This window comes from Vibrio sp. VGrn 2 (assembly GCF_009361695.1).
Taxonomy (GTDB): domain Bacteria; phylum Pseudomonadota; class Gammaproteobacteria; order Enterobacterales; family Vibrionaceae; genus Vibrio; species Vibrio diabolicus.
Map to the genome: position 1 here is coordinate 250,102 of NZ_RBWD01000006.1, position 20,619 is coordinate 270,720.

Annotated in this window: 21 protein-coding genes; 5 read left to right on the top strand and 16 right to left on the bottom strand. The window is 45.5% G+C overall.

The annotated features are described in order from the left end of the window. The first annotated feature begins 15 nt into the window (after positions 1-15). The 4 genes from speA (at position 16) to D8S93_RS12835 (ending at position 6,942) form a co-directional block, all read left to right on the top strand. The gene (gene speA, locus D8S93_RS12820; RefSeq protein ID WP_152813514.1) at positions 16-1,926 is read left to right on the top strand and encodes an arginine decarboxylase; all 1,911 of its coding nucleotides are present in this window, start codon (positions 16-18) and stop codon (positions 1,924-1,926) included. A 1-nt stretch (position 1,927) separates the two neighbouring features. Continuing rightward, positions 1,928-2,848 carry an agmatinase gene (gene speB, locus D8S93_RS12825; protein ID WP_005393578.1) on the top strand — a complete coding sequence of 307 codons (921 nt, stop codon included), beginning with the start codon at positions 1,928-1,930 and terminating at the stop codon, positions 2,846-2,848. A gap of 411 nt (positions 2,849-3,259) precedes the next feature. Next, positions 3,260-4,465, top strand: a complete 1,206-nt coding sequence (gene emrD, locus D8S93_RS12830) for a multidrug efflux MFS transporter EmrD (protein ID WP_005393574.1) — start codon at positions 3,260-3,262, stop codon at positions 4,463-4,465. Between the two features lie 311 nt (positions 4,466-4,776). Further along, the gene (locus D8S93_RS12835) at positions 4,777-6,942 is read left to right on the top strand and encodes a S9 family peptidase (protein WP_152813516.1); all 2,166 of its coding nucleotides are present in this window, start codon (positions 4,777-4,779) and stop codon (positions 6,940-6,942) included. Between the two features lie 214 nt (positions 6,943-7,156). Here the strand turns inward: D8S93_RS12835 and D8S93_RS12840 are convergent, their stop codons facing one another. From D8S93_RS12840 to D8S93_RS12885, 10 genes are all read right to left on the bottom strand, one after another. Beyond that, entirely contained in the window at positions 7,157-8,152 is a 996-nt protein-coding gene (locus D8S93_RS12840) for a porin (RefSeq protein ID WP_006741232.1), read from the bottom strand. A 215-nt stretch (positions 8,153-8,367) separates the two neighbouring features. Continuing rightward, entirely contained in the window at positions 8,368-9,237 is an 870-nt protein-coding gene (locus D8S93_RS12845; protein ID WP_152813518.1) for a metal ABC transporter solute-binding protein, Zn/Mn family, read from the bottom strand. Between the two features lie 22 nt (positions 9,238-9,259). Then, entirely contained in the window at positions 9,260-10,135 is an 876-nt protein-coding gene (locus tag D8S93_RS12850) for a metal ABC transporter permease (RefSeq protein ID WP_005393560.1), read from the bottom strand. Continuing rightward, positions 10,135-10,863, bottom strand: coding sequence for a metal ABC transporter ATP-binding protein (locus tag D8S93_RS12855; RefSeq protein WP_152813520.1), 729 nt, complete (start codon positions 10,861-10,863; stop codon positions 10,135-10,137). Before D8S93_RS12855 ends, D8S93_RS12850 begins: the two co-directional genes overlap by 1 nt. Continuing rightward, a complete protein-coding gene (locus tag D8S93_RS12860; RefSeq protein ID WP_047007957.1) occupies positions 10,863-11,789 on the bottom strand; it encodes a metal ABC transporter solute-binding protein, Zn/Mn family in 927 nt (308 codons plus the stop codon). The genes D8S93_RS12855 and D8S93_RS12860 overlap by 1 nt, the downstream gene beginning before the upstream one ends. Positions 11,790-11,811: 22 nt before the next feature. Next, positions 11,812-12,366, bottom strand: a complete 555-nt coding sequence (locus D8S93_RS12865; protein ID WP_047007956.1) for a DUF6162 family protein — start codon at positions 12,364-12,366, stop codon at positions 11,812-11,814. Next, positions 12,363-12,683 (bottom strand): hypothetical protein, encoded by a 321-nt coding sequence (locus D8S93_RS12870; RefSeq protein ID WP_046873904.1) that lies wholly within the window; start codon positions 12,681-12,683, stop codon positions 12,363-12,365. Before D8S93_RS12870 ends, D8S93_RS12865 begins: the two co-directional genes overlap by 4 nt. A gap of 42 nt (positions 12,684-12,725) precedes the next feature. Next, complete coding sequence (locus tag D8S93_RS12875) at positions 12,726-13,556, bottom strand: DUF4198 domain-containing protein (RefSeq protein WP_104973341.1); 831 nt, start codon at positions 13,554-13,556, stop codon at positions 12,726-12,728. A gap of 15 nt (positions 13,557-13,571) precedes the next feature. Next, a complete protein-coding gene (locus tag D8S93_RS12880; protein WP_006741224.1) occupies positions 13,572-14,111 on the bottom strand; it encodes a DUF2271 domain-containing protein in 540 nt (179 codons plus the stop codon). Between the two features lie 21 nt (positions 14,112-14,132). Next, positions 14,133-14,762, bottom strand: coding sequence for a PepSY-associated TM helix domain-containing protein (locus D8S93_RS12885; protein WP_152813522.1), 630 nt, complete (start codon positions 14,760-14,762; stop codon positions 14,133-14,135). A gap of 378 nt (positions 14,763-15,140) precedes the next feature. Between D8S93_RS12885 and D8S93_RS12890 the strand changes: the two genes are divergently transcribed. Beyond that, on the top strand, positions 15,141-15,629 hold the full coding sequence (locus D8S93_RS12890; RefSeq protein ID WP_152813524.1) for a hypothetical protein: 489 nt from the start codon (positions 15,141-15,143) through the stop codon (positions 15,627-15,629). Between the two features lie 66 nt (positions 15,630-15,695). On the opposite strand, the gene D8S93_RS12895 is transcribed toward D8S93_RS12890, so the two are convergent. The 6 genes from D8S93_RS12895 to D8S93_RS12920 are packed head-to-tail and all read right to left on the bottom strand — an operon-like array spanning position 15,696 to position 20,575. Beyond that, positions 15,696-16,868, bottom strand: coding sequence for a tetratricopeptide repeat protein (locus tag D8S93_RS12895; RefSeq protein WP_152813526.1), 1,173 nt, complete (start codon positions 16,866-16,868; stop codon positions 15,696-15,698). Beyond that, positions 16,865-17,485 carry an energy transducer TonB gene (locus tag D8S93_RS12900; RefSeq protein WP_005393542.1) on the bottom strand — a complete coding sequence of 207 codons (621 nt, stop codon included), beginning with the start codon at positions 17,483-17,485 and terminating at the stop codon, positions 16,865-16,867. Before D8S93_RS12900 ends, D8S93_RS12895 begins: the two co-directional genes overlap by 4 nt. Next, complete coding sequence (locus D8S93_RS12905; RefSeq protein ID WP_005374257.1) at positions 17,485-17,889, bottom strand: ExbD/TolR family protein; 405 nt, start codon at positions 17,887-17,889, stop codon at positions 17,485-17,487. The genes D8S93_RS12900 and D8S93_RS12905 overlap by 1 nt, the downstream gene beginning before the upstream one ends. Next, positions 17,886-18,440, bottom strand: a complete 555-nt coding sequence (locus tag D8S93_RS12910; protein WP_006741219.1) for a MotA/TolQ/ExbB proton channel family protein — start codon at positions 18,438-18,440, stop codon at positions 17,886-17,888. The genes D8S93_RS12905 and D8S93_RS12910 overlap by 4 nt, the downstream gene beginning before the upstream one ends. Next, positions 18,440-19,807 (bottom strand): MotA/TolQ/ExbB proton channel family protein, encoded by a 1,368-nt coding sequence (locus D8S93_RS12915; RefSeq protein ID WP_005393538.1) that lies wholly within the window; start codon positions 19,805-19,807, stop codon positions 18,440-18,442. Before D8S93_RS12915 ends, D8S93_RS12910 begins: the two co-directional genes overlap by 1 nt. Further along, positions 19,808-20,575: a DUF3450 domain-containing protein gene (locus D8S93_RS12920; RefSeq protein WP_193621608.1), complete on the bottom strand. Its 768-nt coding sequence runs from the start codon at positions 20,573-20,575 to the stop codon at positions 19,808-19,810. Positions 20,576-20,619 lie beyond the last annotated feature (44 nt).

A 20,619-nucleotide genomic window follows, 5' to 3' on the forward strand; every position in this document is an offset into this window, starting at 1 on the left:
TTTGTGAGAATCGAGTTGGAAAAAGCAACTAAATTAGACCGCATCCGCGCGGACTACAACGTTCACTACTGGAGCCAAGGTTTCTACGGTATTGATGACCAAGGCGAGGTTTACGTATCACCTCGTAGTGATCGTGCACATCAAATCCCTTTCAGTGCCATTGTAAATGAGCTAGAAGCGCAGCAGTTAAATCTGCCTGTATTAGTGCGCTTCCCGCAAATCGTGCACCAACGTGTGCATGGAATTTGCCACGCTTTCAACCAAGCAATTGAAGAATACCAATATCCAAACAAATACCTGTTGGTGTACCCAATTAAAGTAAACCAACAACGTGAAGTGGTGGATGAAATTCTAGCGAGCCAAGCTCAACTAGAAACCAAACAGCTTGGTCTTGAAGCAGGTAGCAAGCCAGAATTGTTGGCAGTACTTGCATTGGCTCAACAAGGCAGCTCCGTGATCGTGTGTAACGGCTACAAAGACCGTGAGTATGTGCGTCTTGCACTGATCGGTGAAAAGCTGGGCCACAAAGTATTCATCGTACTAGAGAAGCTTTCTGAGCTGGATCTGGTGCTAGAAGAAGCGAAAAGCTTGGGCGTAAAACCGCGCCTTGGTTTGCGCATTCGCCTCGCCTCTCAAGGTGCAGGGAAATGGCAAGCAAGTGGCGGTGAAAAATCGAAGTTCGGTTTGTCTGCATCGCAAGTGCTTAGCGTTATTGAACGTCTGAAACGCGAAGGCAGCCTAGATGCGATGCAACTGGTTCACTTCCACCTGGGTTCACAGATGGCAAACATCCGTGACGTACGTAATGGTGTGAATGAGTCTGCACGTTTCTACTGCGAACTGCGCGCACTGGGTGCAAACATCGAATACTTCGATGTGGGCGGCGGTTTGGCAGTCGACTACGACGGCACACGCAGCCAATCATCGAATTCGATGAACTACGGCCTTGCAGAGTACGCACGTAATATCGTCAACACAGTGGGCGACGTGTGTCAGCAATACGAACAACCGATGCCAGTGATCATTTCAGAATCCGGTCGTTCACTGACAGCGCACCACGCTGTGTTGATTTCTAACGTAATTGGTACAGAAACGTACCAACCGGAAGAAGTGTATGAACTTGGCGAAGATGCTCCACTTTTGCTACAAAACATGTGGCGAAACTGGGAAAACTTACAAGATGGTACAGACGCTCGTGCGTTAATTGAGATCTACAACGATACCCAAAGTGATTTGGCAGAGGTACACTCTCAATTCGCAACTGGTGTGCTTAACTTGGAGCAACGTGCGTGGGCAGAGCAACTGTCACTGCGCATTTACTTCGAACTAAGCCGCAAGATGAGCACTAAAAATCGCTTCCACCGTCCGATTCTGGACGAGTTGAGTGAACGTCTTGCAGATAAGTTCTTCGTGAACTTTTCTCTCTTCCAATCTCTACCAGATGCTTGGGGTATTGATCAGGTGTTCCCTGTTCTGCCACTTTCTGGCCTTGGCGATGCGGAAGAGCGTCGTGCGGTAATGTTGGACATCACCTGTGATTCTGATGGCGCGATCGATCACTACGTTGATGGTCAAGGCATCGAGAGCACGCTACCTGTACCAGCTTGGAGCAAAGACAAACCATACCTAATGGGCTTTTTCCTAGTAGGCGCATACCAAGAAATCCTTGGTGACATGCACAACCTATTTGGTGACACCCACAGTGCAGTAGTCAATGTTGATGAACACGGTCAATTTGAGATCAGTTACATCAATGAAGGTGATAGTGTAGAAGACATGATGCGCTACGTTCATATCGACGTGGATGCGATTCGTGACAATTACAAACAATTGGTTTCCCAAAGAGTTGAAGCCAATGAACAAGCACAAATCCTAGCAGAACTAGAACAAGGTCTAGCGGGATACACCTATTTAGAGGACTTCTGATATGAATGATTTGTTTACTAAAACCGATTATTCGCTTTACTCCAACTCTATGTCGTTTTTACGTCTACCGTACATTCGTAATCCGGTATCGGCAGACGCAGACGTTGTGGTGCTAGGGGTTCCTCTGGACATGGCTACATCTGGTCGTCCAGGCGCACGCATGGGGCCAGATGCGATTCGCCGTGCCTCAGTCAACTTGGCATGGGAAGGTAAGAAGTTCCCGTGGGACTTCAACGTATTGGATAAGCTGAAAGTGATCGACGCGGGTGACCTCGTGTTCGATTGCGGTGATGCGGAAGATTTCACTTACCGTCTAGAGGCGGCAACCAGTGAAATTCTAAAAAGCGGTAAAACCATGTTGGGATTGGGCGGTGACCACTTCATCACACTGCCTATCCTGCGTGCCTACGCGAAGCATCATGGTCAAATGGCTCTGATTCACTTTGATGCTCATACGGATACCTACGCAAATGGCAGCTCATACGACCACGGTACGATGTTCTACCATGCGCCGAAAGAAGGTTTGATCTCTGCGAAGAACTCAGTACAAATCGGTATTCGTACTGAATACAAACAGCAAGATCACGGCTTCAATGTGATTAATGCGATGCAAGCGAATGACATGTCGGTGAACGAGATCTTAGAAGAGATTCGTCGCACCGTCGCAGACAAGCCAGTGTATGTTACTTTTGACATCGACTGCTTGGATCCAGCCTTCGCACCAGGAACAGGTACACCCGTTTGTGGTGGCTTGAACTCAGACAAAGCACTGAAGATCATTCGTGGCTTAGCCGGAATGAATATTGTGGGTATGGATGTTGTAGAAGTATCGCCTCCGTACGACCACAGTGATGTTACCGCATTAGCGGGAGCAACCATCGCGCTAGAAATGCTTTACGCATACGCATCTGGCCGCGAATAAACATAATCATTTCTAAGGGAGCTTCGGCTCCCTTTTTGTTCATGGTGCCTTCTCCAGTCTTTTCTTCGTTCGAACCATGTCTTGCTCTGGCTAATCAAAACAATTCTTCTCCCCTCGATTTTAACCATAAAAACCAATGACCTATAAGTGGGTTTACATTCACAACAAATAAGAGATTTAACGTAATTCAACAAAGAAAAGCAGCCTATTTCCGAATGCAAATTCAGATTAGTTTTTCTAATGCATATTATAGATTTTTATCTTGCTCAACTTCACACTTTTCGATTGCTAATTGTACACGCAAAGACTAATATCTCGCGCAAATAGCCCCGTAACACCAAAAGTCTGTTGGCACTCTGCATTAGAGCGCTAAGGGTTTTTACGTCTTAAATTTTTTGGAGAGATACGCAAATGTCTGCTTCGTTTCCATTAGCGAAACTTACCTTTTTAATCGCAATATTGACTGCCGTGGGTCAAATGACCCAAACAATGTACGTGCCTTCAATCGGTCATATGGCGGGTGAGTTTTTGGTGTCTGCGTCATCACTTCAAGCTGTGATGGCTTGTTACCTAATTCCATATGGCTTATCGCAATTCGTGTACGGTACGCTATCGGACCGCTTAGGTCGCAAGCCAATCATCATAGCAGGCCTACTTATCTACATCGTAGGTACATTGGTGGCGCTCTTTGCACACCAATTTGAATGGTTCTTGATTGGTAGTTTCATCCAAGGTTTAGGTATTGGCTGCGGTGGTGCGATGTCACGTACTCTGACTCGCGACTGCTTTGAAGGTTCTGAGCTACACAGAGCAAATAGCTTAATCAGCATGTGTGTGATTTTCTCACCATTGTTGGCTCCCGTACTTGGCGGCTACTTAACCGAAGCGTTTGGCTGGCGCTCTAGCTACCTATTCTTAGCGTTGTTTGGCATTGCAGTGGTGATTACCATGATGACCAGCATGATGGAGACGCTACCAAAAGAGAAACGCAAGTTCGAACCAGTAGCCAAAAGCTACAAACACGTTTTATCAGATCGCCGCTTCCAAGGCTTTTTGATCTGCCTAGTTGCGACGTTTGCTGGCGTAGGTGTGTTCGAGGCAGCAGCTGGGGTATTGCTAGGTGGTGTATTGGCATTACCAGCGACCACGGTAAGTTTACTGTTTATCTTACCGATCCCGGGTTACTTGGTGGGTGCCGGCTTATCTAGCTACATCGCGCAGCGTCGCTCTGAGCGTCGTGCTTTAAATGTGGGCTTGGTATCGATTTTTGTTGGCTCTGCTATTGTGCTCATCCCTGGCTTGTTTGGTTTAACCACGGCGTTAACGCTGGTTGGTGGCGCAACCGTGTACTTTTTGGGTGCGGGTATCCTATTCCCAGCAGCAACAACCGGAGCAATTGCGCCATTCCCATATCATGCAGGAACAGCTGGCGCGACATTGGGTGGCATGCAAAACTTGGGAGCAGGTATTGCGACCTTGCTTGCATCACTATTTCCAGCGCATAACCAGATGCCACTAGGTGTTTTGATGATGGCAATGTCGGTAATTGCAATGCTTGGGCTCATGTGGGTAAATCGAGCGCACAACCACTCAAACGAAGTGCCGCAAGTCATCTGATCATTATCGACTAACGTTCAAAATCCAAAAGGGACACACTAAACTAGTGTGTCCCTTTTTTCATATCACACTATATCGATTTACCGATGAGAATGATTTAACTTTCGAATTGATATTTGTTAAAAATAACAGCTGCTTACACAATGTGTTTTCAGCTCCCTTCAAATTGAGTAGCCAACTCGGAAATATTGAGAATTCTCACTTTTTCGGCACACCCCATAACAAAGAATGGACAACTGAAAACCACTAACGAAATGAAAGCCCAGCCCTCAGGATGAGGCCACTTGGGTGTACAATAAGGATAAAAACAGATGCGTTTCACTTTAACTACGTTGGCCGTCTCGGCCGCGCTTGTCACCGGATGCAGCAATCAAGGAACCCCCAGCATGACTCAATACTCCCAATCACAGATCGTTGCTCAACAAACTCAAGCTCCGGTTGCGAAAAAAGTCCCTCACGCGATGACTATTCATGGTGATACTCGCGTTGATAACTACTACTGGATGCGTGACGACGAGCGTAAAGATCCGGAAATTTTGCAGCACCTAGAACAAGAAAATCAGTACGCAGAAACCGTTCTCAAGCACACTGGAGCTCTTCAAAATGAGCTATTTAAAGAAATTAAAGGTCGCATAGCAAAAGACGACAACTCCGTTCCTGTACGTAAAGGCAACTACTTCTACTCAAGTGAAGTGACCGGAGATAACGAATACGAAGTTCACCTTCGAGCTAAAGACTTTGCAGGCAAAGACAAGCAAGTCATTTTAGATGTCAATGAACTTGCAAAAGAACATGAGTTCTTCAGTATTGACGGCTTGTACGTTAGTCCGAATGAAAACTTACTAGCGTATGGCGAAGATACATTAAGCCGCCGCGTTTACACTCTTAAGATCAAAGACCTGAAAACAGGCAATTACCTACAAGATGAAATCGAAGGCGCCTCAAGCGCGATTGCATGGCAGAACGATAACAACGCCTTTTACTACATCAAAAAAGATCCACAGACCTTGCTGGGCTACCAAGTGTATCGTCATGTTTTAGGCACGCCACAAAGCAGTGATGAGTTGATTTTTGAAGAAACCGACAGCGCCTATTACACCTCACTAAGCAAAAGCAAAGATGGCGAAGATATTTATATCTGGCATTCCAGTACAGAAACCAGCGGCGTCTCCATCATCGATGCGAACAACCCTAAAGCAAAGGCGAAGCCTTTTTATCCTCGTGAAAATGGCATTGAATACAGCATTTCTAAGCTAGGCGATTGGTATTACATTTATACCAACTATCAAGCCGTGAACTTCCGTTTGATGAAAGTTAAGCAAGAAGAGATGCACGATCGCTCTAAGTGGCAAGACGTGATTGCCGCAGACGACAACACTCAACTTGTCGACTTCGAGCTATTCGATGATCACCTCGTCTATGAGCAGCGCTCTAACGGCCTAGCAAGCGTCACTGTACGTCAGCTCTCAACAGGAAAAGAATTCCCCCTCACATTTAATGACGATGCGTTTGCAGCCTATTTGACAGGTAACCTAGAGCTGGATAACGAGAAAGTTCGTATTTATTACAGCAGTTTAACCACTCCAGGAACCTACTACGATTTCGATCTAAAAACGGGCGAGTCAGAAATCATGAAGCAAACACCTGTACTTGGTGATTTTAATCCTGACAATTACCAATCAGAACGCATTATGATTACAGCCCGTGACGGTAAAGAAGTACCCGTTTCTTTGGTGTATCGTAAAGACTTATTTAAGAAGGATGGTACGAATCCACTCTACCAATATGGTTATGGATCTTATGGTGCAACCATTGAGCCAACTTTCCGCTCGACACGTTTGAGTCTATTAGACCGCGGCTTTGTTTACGCCATCGCTCACATTCGTGGATCTGAAATGCTTGGCCGTCCTTGGTATGAAGATGGTAAAAAACTGACCAAGCAAAACACATTCAATGACTTTATTGATGTGACTAAAGGTTTGGTTGAACAAGGCTATGGCGCGAAAGATAAAGTCTTCGCTGTTGGTGGCTCTGCAGGTGGTCTCTTAATGGGGGCTGTCATCAACCAAGCACCAGAACTGTATCGCGGTATCGGCGCTCATGTTCCGTTTGTGGACGTGGTAACCACCATGCTCGATGAATCAATTCCATTGACCACCAATGAATATGATGAATGGGGTAACCCAAGTAACAAAACATACTATGACTATATGTTGAGTTACTCGCCTTACGACAACATCAAGGCACAAAACTACCCGAACATGTTGGTAACGACTGGCTTGCACGACTCTCAAGTGCAGTACTTTGAACCAATGAAGTGGGTCGCCAAACTTCGTGAAATGAAGACTGACGATAACGTCTTGTTGTTCAAAACCGATATGGAAGCCGGACACGGCGGCGCATCTGGTCGATTTAAACGCTTAAAAGAAGATGCGCTAGAGTATGCGTTCTTTCTCGATTTACTCGATAAAAAATAATCGTTTCAATTGAACTGTATCTCTAACAACAAAAATGCCCGCAGTTGCGGGCATTTTTTATAGACGCGCTCTCTAAACAGAGAGTTGGGGTACCTAAGCACATCATTACCAGTGTCTCTTATAGCCAACGGAAAGCAGAAAGAAAAACGCCTACTCACAACGAGTAGGCGTTAACACAATAAATGTGTTTAGGCAGTAGAAACTGGCCTATTTATTAGAAGTAGTAACGAGCACCTAGAGTCCAGTAGTCGTTCTCTTCGCTAGTGTAATCGTTACCTAGGTCAAACTGGTAAGCAGCAAACGTTACGAAAGCAGGAGTTACAGCGTACTCTGCTTGTAGCGCAGTTTCGCTTGAAACTGTCTTGTTGTCTTCTTCGTCTTCTACGCCTTCGTAGTTAACGCTGAATGTCCAATCGTTCACGCCGTATGCCAAAAGAGCTTCAATTTGAGAAGTCTCTTTACGCATCTCGTAGAAGTAATCGTTCATACCGTATACTACTGCTGCGTATAGACCTGAACCGTACTGACCGTAGTTTACAGAGAATAGGTGTGATTCAGCGTTCTTAGTACCTAGAGTCGCGTTTTTAACATCACCGCCGCTGTATACGTAGCCTAGGCCAAAGCCAGCTACAGAACCGCTCAGTGCAACTTGACCACGTTGCTCGTATGTTGTTGCATCTGAAGTTTGCTCACCTTGCCAACCTAGACCTAGGTTGAAAGCAAAGCCTTCACCAAATTCAAAACCTTTACGGTAGCTAAGCATTTTATCAGCACGAGCTGAGCCTAGGTTGCCGTGGTTGTCGTACAAAAAGTCGTTCGCAAACGCGATTGGTAGATCCGCAACACCAGCGACATCGTAGTAAGGTGACCATTGAGTACCTGCAACAAGGCGACCGTACTGCTCGTGAGTTGCACCGATGTAACCTAGACGAGTTTTGAATGACTGTTCACCACCATTTAGGTAGTTAAGCGCCCATTCGCCTTTAGCGTCGATAGTGATACCGTTGCCAATGTCTTTCTTACCCGCGACGTTAATACGTGGAGACACTTGATGAACTTTCACATCTTCCTCGTAGTACTCACCCACGCCAACTGAAACGTGACCGCCGATCGATAAAGATGTACCATCGCTGTTATAAACTTCTGCTGCGAAGGCCTGTGAACCACATGCTAGTGCCGCCACTGCAACGGCTAGAGTTTTCATTTTCATTGTTAACATCCGTATAGTTGTTTGTACCGGTTCGCTTAGAGACAGATTAAATCCGAATCAATCGCAACGAACACATAACAAAGTAGTAATGAAATAGAAATGAAACAAACACTTTCTTATGCAACCAGTGGTATTAATGCTCACGTTTTGAGCTAAGTCACAAAAAAATAGGGAACTTTTCATTCCCCATCATAAAATCTGTGGCTTTTTACGTGTCACATCTCCCAACGTGCGAGTGGCTTCTCAGTTTTGATACCCTTACTGCCCCAGCGGTCAATAACATCAATTTGCAGTATACGACTCGGTTTAATAAGCGATATCAAGGTTTTCGACGGTCGTTTATCCGTCACTAACCATAGCGTTTTATCTTGTTCAAACTGAGCTTTTAAAGATAATTTGTCTTCTTCTGTCCACTCGAGTTCTGGCTTAAATTCGCGCCCAACCACAAACAATTGGTTGCCAGAGGCAAAGTCCTCTAATGACTCACTCAACAGTACCACTGAATCGATGCCTTTATCGAAGATCTCTGCCTGTTGTTGGTTGATCAGTTCACGCACATTGAGCATAAGAGCCTGTTGATTCGTTTGAATCGCCTTTTGGTGTTCAGGATATACACGTTGTAGATCCTCTCCAACAATGCCCGCCATTCGGATTAAGTTTGTAGGGTTCAGCCATGCGTACTTCGATGTTGACCCGTTTTCCAATGTCAGTACTGCAACTCCTTGAGCTCTAGGAGAAATGGCCTGCGATGCATCGATTTCAATCAAGTGAATGTTGCCCTGTCGAGCGTAAACATAAGTCGGGTCTTGTTTCCAAATCGCACCAAGAGTAATAGCAACCGTCGCGGCTTGACCCGCTTGCTTAACTTGCTCTGTACCTTTATTTGCGAACCAGTTTTCAAGACGCTCAACGCCGTAACGCTTTGGAGGCAGATACTGAGTCTCTATCCCTGTACCTTTCATGAGTTGCTCAGACAACATGTACGTGACGGGAGTGCTGGTTAAAATGTCTTTGGCGCTTGCCAACGATGGAAGTGTCGTCGCTATAACCAAACCAAAAGTTATCGCTAATTTTTTTATCTTCATGTTCATTACTTTATAAAAAGGGTTACGCTTTTTGGATAATTCGGTAAACCGTTGCTGTTAGGAAAAAGGCCGCAGAAACAATGATGATGGATGCGCCTGATGGCACTGGTAGCTCAAGCTCCATCGGCAGTATGGTTCCGACTAAACACGCAATGGTTGCCAATAAAGAAGAAAGGAGAACGAAACTGCCCATGCGTTTAGTCAATAACCTAGCCGTTGCACCAGGAATCAGTAGCAATGCACCAACCAATACCGCGCCAATAATCTTTACCGCGGCGATGGTGACCAAGGTGATCATCATGACAAATAAGTAATCATAAAAGCTGGTATTAAAGCCGCGTACACGTGCAATATCCGGGCTGATACAAGTCAGCAAAATGCGGTTAAACGTAGGAATAAGAAGCAGTAATATGATCAAACAACTGATCGCTAAAATAAGGATATCGTTGTCCGTCACAGTCAAGATCGATCCGAACAACACGTTCTCCAACATGTGAATGTTGATCTTACGAGCGACGTACATTAACAGCGCAGCACCAACCGCTAACGCTAGTGCAAGAAAAACCCCAACCAGTGTATCGTAAGGTACATTGGTACGATTACGAACAAAGTGAAGCAACAGCGCAAAAATCATACAAAAGCTAAACAAGCCGATGATCGGATTCTCTGGCGGCTCACCGAGCAACACACCAATCGCGATTCCGGTAAGCGCAGCGTGCCCAACCGCTTCAGAGAAAAAAGCCAGTCGCTTGGCGATGACTAATGTCCCAAGACCACCAAGTAATGGTCCTAATATCAACGCAGCCACAATTGCGTTCACCATGAAGGCATAAGAAAAGCTATCGCTTAACCATCCAGCTTCAACGCCGCTAACCGCTAACTCTCGTAACCAATCCATTATGCAGCCTCCACTTTTGCTGTGTAGTGCCTAAATAATGTTTCTATACGATCAGGGCTTAGCACATCTGAATGGTGACCTGACGCCACAATTTGACGATTTACGACATGGACCTGAGCATCTAAACGGCGCACTGCGGTCACGTCATGGTGTACTGCCAGTACCGTTTTGCCTTCTCCAACGACTTCATGAATCAAACCTTCAAGATACCGAACACCTTGCTCGTCCATACCAGTTGTAGGTTCATCTAAAACCAATAAATTGGGCTCATCCAGTAAAGCTTGCGCAAACAAAACACGCTGTTGCTCACCGCCAGAGAGTTGCCCCATACGACGATCGCAACGCGTTGCCATGCCCACGCGATCCAGCTGGGCCAGGGCATGTTGAGTTTGTTTAGTTTTACGTCGCCAAAATAGAGGGATACGGGTTTGATTAAGCAGCACAAAATCCATCACGGTTAACGGGAGGCTTGCCTCGAACATCGCCTTTTGTGGTACATATCCTATCTTACCCGATGCAGCTGATTGCTCTGGCCAATTGAGTGCAATGTTTCCCGAAAATGGTGTTAGCCCAAGTATCGAACGAAGCAAAGAGGTTTTCCCACCACCATTCGGCCCCATGATAACGTGGCATTTAGCGCTCTCGAATTCAGCGCTGATGTTCTGCAAAATAATATTGTCGGCGTATTTTAGGCCCACGTTACTAAAGGAAACGGAAGGTCCAGTCATTACGCCTTTTCCCCTGCTCGCTTGCTCGCAACAAACTTCATTGCCTCAATGAGCGTTTCCACGTTATCTCGCATCTCAAGTTCGACTTTATCAGCCTCATACTCACCGTGAGTCATGTGAGAAAAGCGATAAAGCTGCACCCCAGTCGCCTCTTCGATGGTATCAACAAAACGGTTCGGCATATTGAGCTCATAAAACAGCACATCAATACCCGATTCACGAATTTTCTCAATCGTTTCCTGCAACTGACTGGCACTTGGTTCAACACCATGAGCAGGCTCAATGACAGCTGCGACGTCAACACCAAATTCCTGAAGGATATAACCGTAAGCATTATGGGTTGTCGCCACCTTCATACCAGCCGTGTCCAACTCTCCAAGAGACAACATTGCATCACGCTTCATCAGGCGGAAAGTTTTCGCGTATTTACGAGCATTTTGGCGATAAAAAGTAGCGTTGTCTGGGTCCAGTTTACTTAGCTCACTCGCGATGGTGTAAACCTTTTGAATAGTGGTCGATAGACCAACAAAGGTGTGAGGGTTCACTGCACCTTGACCAACTGACTGCCCCATCGCCGGTAACAGAGGCACTTCTTTGTTTGCTTCGATAACCACGAGATCATCACGCTGAGAGGCTTTGATCACTTTCAGTGCAAAATCGTCATGACCAATACCATTGATCACTATCGCATCCATTTCATTCAAACGCTTAAGATCATTGGGTTGCGGTAAATAGTTATGAGGGTTAAAACCAGCATCGACCAGAGGAATGATGTTCGCCTTGTCATCAACAACAGCTTTGACATAGCTGTAATAAGGTTGAAGCGTAATACCAATACTGAGTTTATCGGCAGCAAAGCCAGTAGAAGACACCGTCAATAACACGGTGGCTGTAAGAATACGACGTAAAAGAGAGCGTTTGATCATAGTAGTTATCAATTATGTTGTCTTAATGGGCGTGAGAATGGGAAGAAGAGGAATCTGACAGAACGATTTGTTGCCAGCCATGCTGGCGGCGTTTTGCTAGATCGCTTAGTACCTCCGCATTTAACGATCGGCTAGAATCACTAAACCAAATATCAGCTTGAGAGCCACGGCTATCCAGAAGCATAGAGGCAGAACCTTGGGCATTTTTCTTCATGCCAATGTAGACTCCGTCATCGATTCGTTTCCACTGATGAGACCCTTTGCGCTTCCAATTTTGGTCTTTTACGAATGGAGCAATCCAAAGCGCCTCCATGTCAGAGACCTCAGGCCAAGTTCCAGTTTCTAGCTGCAAATCACGAATCTCTTCATGAGCAAGCTTAAGTTCAGCGATCAAACCCAACTCGTTTTGATGTAAGTCCGTGATTAAAACTTGATGAGCCTGTATGTCTGACTTTTCAGTCGCAACCTGATGATGGGGCATAAGTATGGCTGCAAAACCGAGAATCGCTGCGATAGTCAGTGCGACCCACTTTCCTTCTCGGTTACCATCATCGGGACGAACTTTCTGTACACTCATTTCTCTTTCAGCTCAACGATATCCACTTCCACCGGGCTTTCATGTCCGGCATCAAATACCAAATAGAAATCTGTTTCAGGGTGAGTAAATTCTGCGATGGAACGCTTATCTGTTTTTTCTTTGGCGATCAGATTGTCGTCGTAATCGTACATTTCGACATCGTAGTCGACCGCTGTCGATCCATCCGAGTAGCCCGCTTCACAAATCACTTTATCTTGCGCCAAGTGACAACTCATCAGAGGGAAGTGTGCAGCAGCGTGAAAAGAAGCAAATCCAGAAAAAAGCAAAGCAGCTTTTAGAAGAGAAGTGTTATTCATGATGATTCCAAAATGGCCCAGCGATTGCTGAGCCTAATTCGATTAGTTAAGTTGAGTTTCAAACGTAAGGTGAACATTGGCACTCGCTTTATCCGCCAATGGATTATCTTTTAATTCACCTTTGTAGTTCGCTTTCATTAAGTAGCGCCCTGCGACCTCTGGCGTGAAGATCACTTTGCCATCTTTATCACTCACCACATCGATTTGTTCTTGATGATTTCGGTACATGGTGCCTTCTCGTGTAATCTCCGCTGTGACGCCCTCTTGTGGCTCACCATTGAAGAAAAACTGGAAAGTGACTGGTTCACCTTCAATGATGTCCGATGGATGCGTGACCGGCTTCATCTCCAGCATTTTGCCTTCAATCTCCAACGCTTTGTCCGTTGGCATACCAACCGTAATGTAGCTTTCTGCTCGGGTGTAGCTTAGTTGAGTAACCACATCACGCGCCTGTTCTGGAAGAACATCATGACGCTCAGCTTTGTTTGCTCGCGCCCATTTCACCGTATCACGACGACCCGCTTTGTATTGGGTGTAGTAGCTCGGCTGATTATTGATCGCGACTTTGTGCGTGCCTTCTTCCGTAAAAAAGAAATCAAACATAGAACGACGTTTACCACGAACAACAAAGTTAGGACGCTCAGAACGGCCATCCGGCATCACCACGAACGCTTGGTCACTACCCGCAGGCTTATCAAAAACAAACGTCCCGTGAGAAGCAGTAACATCAAATGTCAGCCAGTCACCTCCTTCTTTTGAAACCGTAAAGTGAGAAGGCAGAACCCAACGTGGATGCGCTTGTGCGGTGGTTGTTGCAGCCAATCCCATTGCCATTACACTCGCCAATGCCACTGCTTTGATTTTGGTTTTCATTGTTGTGTCCTTTAATCACTTAACTTGATAATTGACGGTGATGACACCCGTCTCTTGAGTTGGTTTAAGCTCATAGCGCACTTCACTGTCCGCTAGCGTTATTTTTTGACGTAAGTAGTTACGCCCACCGTGTTCACGAACGACTTCGACGTACAATGTGTAATTTCCCTGCTCCAAACGCTTTCCTGCATCATTGGTTCCGTCCCAAACAAAACGGTACTGTCCAGCAGGGCGCGTTGCAGACGTCACCGCATCAACAAGTTCACGATCATAACGACCCGCTTTTCTCCACCAGCTGCGCAGGTCTTTTAGCCATTCGTCTTTTCCTACCCATAGCTGAATGGTTTTAACCGGTTTACGCTGGTCGTTTTCAACCCAAACCGCCACATAAGGGCGTGCGTACATTGAAGTGTCTATCTTTGGAAGTTCGAATTCGAAATCGATCTTCGCGTTATCTGGTAGAGGAGCCGCAGAAAGAGAGAAAGGAGCAAAAGCCGCGATCAAAGCGGCTTTACAAAAGTGATTACGGCGGAAAAATCTTCCTGTGTTCAACATAAGTGTTCTCTAAAAAAGCTGTTATGGAACAGCAAAAAAATAAATCACGAGCGACAGTAACGTACCAAAGCTCATCCATTGCATTGACGTTCTGAGCGTCTTCTTCTTAGGCAGTAATAAGCACACACCTGTTAGAACAAAAAACACCATCAAAAGCGCAGTGACGTCGATAAACCACTTCCAAATCCCACCACTGTTGCGACCTTTATGTAGATCGTTCAACAACGCAACAATACCGTAGTGCGTCGTTTCAACCTCTGCCGCACCAGTAGTCATATCAATAAAGACCGTAGCGTTATAACCCGGGCCTTTAAAATCCATAGACAACTCTCCGAGTAACAACTCACCTTGCTCAACTTCGGTATACGCATCTAATGCGGAGGGAGTACCGCGAAGCTCGGTTTCTTTAGTCAAGAAAGCAAGCAGTTCTTCACGGTTAGGTTGAAAAGTATCTGAATGTGAGAATAGAACTGAGTGTGGAACCGTAAGAGTATGTTGTTGAATGATAGGTTCACTGCGTTCAAATAATTCGGGGCGATTGAGGGTAATACCAGTTATTGCAAAAAACAGCGTAACTAAGAGAAGAGCCATCGATATATAGATATGTAGGCGTCGAGCCCAAATTTGAACACCTTTGCTTTTTAGCAGCATAGAAACAATCATCACCAATAAATGTGGGGCATAATTTAGGTGATAATCATTCGTATTGGCATTTAATTTACATTGTTTACTTTCTCAATTCAGCTTGGCTGGCGCATATTGTAACTATTTGAGCCAATATGAGTGACCAATTGCCTACCCTCTAGATAATAACCCTATCAATTTTAATGACTCAAAATTTAATGATATTTCCAATACTAAAAAGTGGGACAGACTCCACCAAAATGCGCCGTTATGTATATTTAATGAAAAACTTAAAGCTATCGATAAGCTAGATTAAAAAGGTAAGCTAAGAAGTTAGTGTTGGGTTAGATAGAGAAGATTTTCTGATGCTAGCCAAACGTTATGGTGCAGTTCAGAAGGAAAAATATGGACAAGAATGTTGTAATAATTCTCTTATCACTTTTCTCAAGTGTCACTTTCGCAAGTGAAAAGTTTGAAGCCAGTTTGTTTAACAACGTAAGCCAATCTATCGATAATTATGGTGCGAAAATAAAGCAGTGCGAATCTATGGCAGACCAGAATACACCTGACAAACAAACTCTAGAGTATTCAAAGAAGCATATAGAAGCATTAACTCCTGTTCTGCCGTTTTTAAGCGAGAAAGCTTTTGAGGCTTGTGTATTAAAAGAGAAGCAAGAACTAGCGTATTATCTATTAATAGCAAAAAATAACGCTTCAAGAACTTCAACATTAAAGCTTGTAGAATCGACTGAAAGCCTTACTTTTCATATCGAACCTACATCGAGAGAAAAGTTTGAAACACTGAGCAAGGTACATCAAGAATATATAGAGAAAAGCCCTTTTTTCTCCCGACCATTTGATGCATTAGCCTTTTATGAAAAGCTCATACAATAAATAGCCTTTATGACTTTAGACAAAAAATACCCGAGACTGAGCTCGGGTATTTAATAAAAATGTTCGCTATGAGTTCTGCGTCGATTCTACTTTGCGTAGCTGTGATAGATACTTAACCCAACTTTTTGCCTGATTCGACGGTTTAATCTCATTCGCTCTTTTGGCATTAGCGAGCGCATCGTCAAACCGCTTAAGTTTGTAGTAAGCGCGAGTTTTGATAAGTGCAACATCCGCTTTACGACCTCTGACCTTATCGAGCGCGGCAAGGGCATCTTTATAGTGGCCTTCTTGCACCAATAATTGAGAATAGTTCCAGTAATACTGTCGGTCTAACTGAGCAGCAACACGCCAACTATCGATAGACTCTTCCCACTCTTTTGCCATTTGCCAATACGTCGCTTGCTGAGCTTTCAGTTTACTATTCGAGTTTACATCCTCTAGCTCGTTCATTACCAACGCAGCTCTCTCTGGAATACCTCGTTTCGCGTACAATTGTGCCAGCAGCTTTAAGTCATCTTGGCTAAGTTGTAATCCTTTCAGTTTTGCCAACGCCAAAGAGTCCAGAGCACGTTTGTTGTCATCAACACGCAGGTAAAGAGCAACGAGCTGACGCCACCATTCAATTCGCTCAGGTTCAATCGCGATCAAGCGTTTGATGGTCGAGATTGCCGGCTTCCACTTTTTCAGTTCTAGCTCAGCAGAAAGCTTTATCGACAATGCGCCAAGCTTGTCTGGCTGACCAAACTTCTCATAACGAGCCATTGCTGAAAGCACTTTCTGCCACTGACTCAGTTGATAATGAGATTGGGAAATACGCAGCCATAGCTCATGCGCTTTTTGACCTTTAGGAATGTTTTTGCTCAAGGCATAGTAATGAGGTAACGCCTTAGAAAAGCGTTGCTCGTTCAGCAGTATATCTGCCAACATTTTTCGGGTTTGCCATGCTTGCTCATCTTGTAGCAAACCACTATTGACTGCCAACTCAAGTTGCTTAATTGCTGCTTGAGTTTGTTCATTCTGCCAGTAAAAAATACCCAACATTCGAGCGACATAAGCTTGGTCATATCCACGAGAAAGCTCCATAGCTTCAAGAGATGAAATCGCTTCTTTTAGCTTCTCCTCTTGAGCCAAGTTGTGTGCTCGTTGAACTCTCGCGGCAGTGTATTGGCTTAACTCACTGGCAATGGTTGAAAGTGCACTCAGGCTTAATACCGTACCGATTAAGAATTTTTTCATCATTTGGCTAACTTGAACTCCACTTTAGCGGTTTGTCCGAACTGCTCAATTGACACACCATCCTCAACTTTTGGCTGATACTTCCATTTTTTAAGCGCACGGATTGCTTCCCTTTCGAACATACGCTGTGGCTCAGCCTCGATCACTTCAATATCTTTTGGTCGTCCAGTTGCATCGATCGTGAAACGCATAATGACATAGCCTTCAACTCTACGTTTCAGCGCCTTACTTGGATAGCGAGGATCAACACGATACAACGGCAGTGCTTGTTGGTTGCCCATTGTTCCCTTCAAGTTTGGCGCGCTGATCGCGATACCTTCAAGAGCAGTGTTCAAACCTAAAGCACTGACTGGCGTCATCTGGCTCATTGGCTCCATTTGAGTGTCAGCTTGAGACAGATCCATTGGCTCCGGCGCTTGGGGTGGTTCTGGTTGCTCCGGCACTGAACGTTGACGACGCTGCACGTCTGCTTCATTCTCTACCATCACCATATCAAAACGAACCGCTTCCGAAGCTTCTGGCGCACGCTGGTTGCCTTTATCAACCATCCACGCCATAAAGCTAAACAGGCTCACAGAAATTAACAATGATGCTGGTAGTGCAAGTAACAGCCTGCCCATTAAGGTTTCTCCGCCGCCAATGCGATGTTTTTCACGCCCGCCGCTTTTGCAGCGTCCATCACTTTCACGACAGTGCCATTGTAAGCATGCTCGTCAGCTTGGATAACTAACGAAGCATCAGGCTGATCAAGTAACAAGTGCTCAATAGAGGCCTCAACACGCTCAATATCAACCACTCGTTTGTCGATGTACACGTCATTTGCTGCCGTTACCGCGATAAAAATGCCCGCATCTTTTTGGCTTACCACATTAGAAGCCTGAGGGCGGTTCACTTCTACACCGGATTCACGTACAAACGAACTAGTCACAATGAAGAAGATCAACATGATGAAGACGATATCAAGCATCGACGTTAAATCGACTTGAGCTTCATCTTGTTGGTTAGGTCTGCGTCCGAGTCTCACTTTTGACTCCTTAAAGATTGTTCTAACTGGATAGCTTTTCGTTCACACACTTTGCTAAGGCGAGCATGAATAAACATGCCCGCCAGCGCTGCTACCATACCTGCCATGGTTGGCAGCGTAGCAAGTGAGATACCAGAAGCCATCAATTTCGGATTGCTGCTGCCTTGCGATGCCATTACGTCAAACACCGTAATCATGCCCGTCACCGTCCCTAACAACCCTAGCATTGGGCAAACCGCCACAAGCAGCTTAATAGTCGATAGGTTTTGGCGCAGTTCGATTTGCGCTTTTGCAATCCATCCTTCACGGATTTGATGCGCGTACCAAGAGTGGTGCTCTGATCTTGCTTGCCACTGCTCACAAAGCTGTTTCTTTACCCCAGGGAAAACCGTTGTGAGATAAATAACTCGCTCCATAACCAACAGCCAGCACACCGCCACGACGGCAGCCAGCCACCATAGGATTTGACCACCTTGCTGCATAAAGCTCATCAAGGTTGTGGCCCAATCCTCACTGATCAAACCCAATGTGTTGAGTAGGATCTGCTCCATTACGCTGCGTTCTCCGCTAAGGTGTTAGAGTGACTTTTGTTGCTCGGCATATCACGCTCAGCTTGTTCTGCAACTAAACCGATGCCTTGCTTTTCTAAGATACTGCGAATATTTTCTGCTTGAGAGCTCAATACGTTGTGCGCCAATAACAATGGCATGGCTGAAACAAGGCCAAGTACAGTAGTTACAAGCGCCATCGAAATACCACCCGCCATTACTTTCGGATCACCATTACCAAATTGAGTGATGACTTGGAAGGTTTCGATCATACCCGTTACCGTGCCCAGTAGACCAAGCATAGGAGCCAGCGCAGCAAGAAGCTTCAGCATCGACAACCCTTTTTCTAGGTGGGTTTGCTCATCAACAACGGCTTCCAAAAGACGTAGCTCTAACGCTTCTACGCTGCGATGCTTATCTTTCTGATACACCGCAAGCACACGACCCAAAGGGTTGTCTCCTGGCTGTGCTGGAGTTTTCAGTTGCTTCATGATTTTCTGGCGCGAAATCATCAGAGATGCACCACGTACGAGAGCAATCAATAGGCCGATAGCTAATAAACCAAGGATGATTTTACCGACAACGCCGCCTGCATTTAGGCGATCAGCCAAAGTCGGTGAGTTTGCGAGCTGCTCAAGAAGAATGCCGCGTGACGGGTCAATGACAAGCGCATCAATGTCACCAGAGGAAATAGTATTCGCTGTTGGACCGCTTTCAGGCTGACGAAGATAGTTTACCGCATCTCCGCGTTGACCATTCCACTTAACGTAGCCAGTGTCATCCAGCAGCGCCATAGAACCAAGACGAACACCATTAACCGTTTGTTCACGACCTTCGCCATTTAGCAGTGTGAAAGAGACGTTTGCCATCTCACCACTTGCTTTGATTTGTTCTTCCATGCTGCGCCACATCGCCTGAAGTTGGGTCAACGTTGGAAGTGATTTAGCTGCAACAATAGCATCGATATCTTTCTGATATGAGTTTGCATCAACACCCGTTACTGAGCTCTTGAGCTCTGACTCTAGCTCTTTTGCGTTCTGGCGAACGACGCCAAATAGCTCACCTAAGCTCCCGGTTTCTAGACGTAGCTTTTCTTCTAGCTGCGCCAGTTCCGCTTCGTTTTCACCGAAAGTAACACTTAATGAGTCCGCTTCTGCTTGAAGAGCCGCTCGCTCTGCGGCCAATTTATTCTTTATAGCCTGTAGCTCTTGCTCTGTTTTCTTAAAACCTGATTCACGCGCGACATTGTGCGATTGCTGTTGACGATTTTCTTGCTGCGCCTTTTGTAACAACGCATCACTAGCAAAAGTTGTATGAGGCATTAATGCGGATGTCGAGATTAGTGCAACCGATAACCATTTTTTCATCATTTATTTGCCCTCCACAGCGGTCAACGACACTGGCAGAGTTAACATACTCGGCGCGATCTGTTTATTCGCCATAGCGAACGCTTTATCTAGCTCTGATTTTTGCTCAGAACCCACTTGTTGCCATGCTTGTTGTTGCTGTGACCAGCTCCAGAATGTCTCACCAGATAAGCTACGTGCTACCAAAGACAAACGCCCTAAATAGAGAATGTCCGCCTCCAAAGCTTCATTGTCACCCAGGTTAATCTTGCCTTGGTAAACGCCAAGCTTGGTGCCGTAATCCATTTCAATTTGGTACGCTTCTAAAATACGACGAAACTTCTCTGCATCCGCAACGTCTGCACGCGTCATCATGGAATCCAGCTTTGCAATTCGTTCCTCACGTTGCGCTTTGCGTATAGGTTTGTCGTTAGCAACGAGCGCTTTTAAGCCTTCAAGCATGTGATACATCAAAGGCACGACACCTTGACGAGTTTGAGCAATCTGCTCAATTTGCTCGTTCAAGCTATCAACTTCTTGATTTTGGCTCTCAACAAGGCTTGCAAGATGATCGCGATAAATCTTCAAGTTACCGACTTCCTCTTGCAGCTGCTCAATTTCAGCTTCTAGAGTAAGTGATTTTTCTGCGCTTGCATCAATACGTTTTTGGCTTACCGCCGACGACTGGTTTGTTTTACTCTGCACAGCTTGTGCATCGTTTAAGTTCGCCGCGTGAGCGGGAATCAAAACCGATGATATCAACAGAGCGATACTTGATTTCATTAGATTCATACGAGTTATATTTCTGTGTTCCAAAAACGACCAAAGGGGAAGAC